This window comes from Ralstonia sp. AU12-08 (assembly GCF_000442475.1).
GTDB classification, from domain to species: domain Bacteria; phylum Pseudomonadota; class Gammaproteobacteria; order Burkholderiales; family Burkholderiaceae; genus Ralstonia; species Ralstonia insidiosa.
Genome location: NZ_ASZV01000027.1, coordinates 1 through 1,720, shown reverse-complemented (window position 1 = coordinate 1,720; position 1,720 = coordinate 1). Strand labels below are relative to the sequence as shown.

The following is a 1,720-nucleotide window of genomic DNA, read 5'->3' as shown; positions in this document are numbered from 1 at the left end:
CGCGTTGAACAGGCCGTCCTTCGGGTCGAAATACTCCGCGAAGTCATCGCCGCCCAGCTCGCGGCCGGCGAGGTGCCACCAGTCATCGAACGGGTCGGTGTCCGGGTTGCATCCGACGGCGTAGGCGAGCAGTGCCTGGCGCCCATCCGGGCGACGCTCCCCACGCTCGGCGAGGAAGTACACGCCCTGATCCTTGACCAGGACAATGCGGCACTGATTGGGGACGTCTCAGAAAACGGAAAAAATCGTACGCTAAGCCGGTTGCAGCGGTCGTAGCGGCCTGAACTTGCCCGCGCCGATCTTGGCGCTGCTGCGCCAGAGGTAATCGCCGGTCAGGTTGATGTGCTCCCAGCCCAGCGGCGACAGGTACTGCAACAGGGCGTCATCGACAGTCTGGCCGTGACCGCGTAAGGCGTTTGAGGCCCGTTCCAGATAGACCGTGTTCCACAACACTATGGCCGCCGTCACCAGGTTGAGGCCGCTGGCCCGGTAGCGCTGCTGCTCGAAACTGCGGTCGCGGATTTCGCCCAGCCGGTTGAAGAACACGGCGCGGGCTAGCGCGTTGCGGGCTTCGCCCTTGTTCAGTCCGGCATGCACGCGGCGGCGCAGCTCGACGCTTTGCAGCCAGTCCAGGATGAACAGCGTTCGCTCGATGCGGCCCAGCTCGCGCAGCGCCACGGCCAGGCCGTTCTGGCGCGGGTAGCTGCCGAGTTTCCTGAGCATCAGCGAGGCCGTCACCGTGCCCTGCTTGATCGAGGTGGCCAGCCGCACCTTGGCGTTGATCGCCTTGCCGGACGCCTGGAACTGCTGCTGATGCTTGTGCTTGGCAGCGTTGAACAGCTTGCCCAGGATGCGGTCGTGCAGGTCGATGATTTCGTCGGTGACGGTGGCCATGCCCTCGATGGCGAGCGCACCAGGGTCGCGTAGCGGCGCTGTGCCTCGAACTTGGCCAGATCGGCGGGCGTCATCTGGCCGCCTTCGCGGGCGATCTTGAGCAGGCGGTTCTGGTGCACCGACCGCTCGATGCCGGAAGGCAGGTCGAGCGCCTGCCAGGCTTTGAGGCGCTCGATGTGTTCGAGTATGTGGCGCGAGTTCGGCTTGACGGGCGACTGGCGCAGCCAGGCCAGCCAGGTCGTCTTGCCGTTGTCGTGGCGCTTGAGCAGATCGTCGAGGCGGTGCCGGTGGGTGGCCGACAGGGGATCGGACAAGGCCGCGTAGATGCGGCGGTTGGCGCGGCTGTAGGCGTTCATCGAACACCTCCCTTTTCCTCATCCGGCGCAACAGGACAGTTGCTTCACGTCCTTGTTGAAGGTCTGCGCCGCGAGCTTCAGTCCCTCGACCATGGTCAGGTAGGGGAACAACTGGTCGGCCAGCTCCTGCACGGTCATCCGGTGGCGGATCGCCAGCGCGGCCGTCTGGATCAGTTCGCCCGCTTCCGGCGCGACCGCCTGTACGCCGATCAGCCGCCCTGAGCCAGCTTCCGCCACCAGCTTGATGAAGCCGCGCGTGTCGAAGTTGGCGAGCGCCCTCGGCACGTTGTCGAGCGTCAGCAGCCGGCTGTCGGTCTCGATGCCGTCGTGGTGCGCTTCCGCCTCGCTGTAGCCCACGGTCGCCACCTGCGGATCGGTGAACACCACCGCCGGCATCGCCGTCAGGTCCAGCGCCGCGTCGCCGCCGGTCATGTTGATCGCGGCGCGCGTGCCGGCCGCCGCCGCCACAT

At 66.6% G+C, this 1,720-nt stretch carries 1 protein-coding gene and 3 pseudogenes; all 4 read right to left on the bottom strand.

The annotated features are described in order from the left end of the window. Positions 1-219: pseudogene (locus tag C404_RS44685) on the bottom strand (DUF3085 domain-containing protein); the annotation flags it as partial. Between the two features lie 33 nt (positions 220-252). After that, positions 253-771, bottom strand: a pseudogene (locus C404_RS61020) (Tn3 family transposase); the annotation flags it as partial. Continuing rightward, entirely contained in the window at positions 735-1,250 is a 516-nt protein-coding gene (locus C404_RS61015; RefSeq protein WP_003098931.1) for a Tn3 family transposase, read from the bottom strand. The pseudogene C404_RS61020 and the gene C404_RS61015, both read right to left, overlap by 37 nt. 18 nt (positions 1,251-1,268) lie before the next feature. Continuing rightward, positions 1,269-1,720, bottom strand: a pseudogene (locus tag C404_RS44670) (mercury(II) reductase); the annotation flags it as partial.

Excerpts from the sequence above, each read along its gene's own strand:
- C404_RS61015 (WP_003098931.1), bottom strand. The coding sequence starts at position 1,250 with ATGAACGCCTACAGCCGCGCCAACCGCCGCATCTACGCGGCCTTGTCC.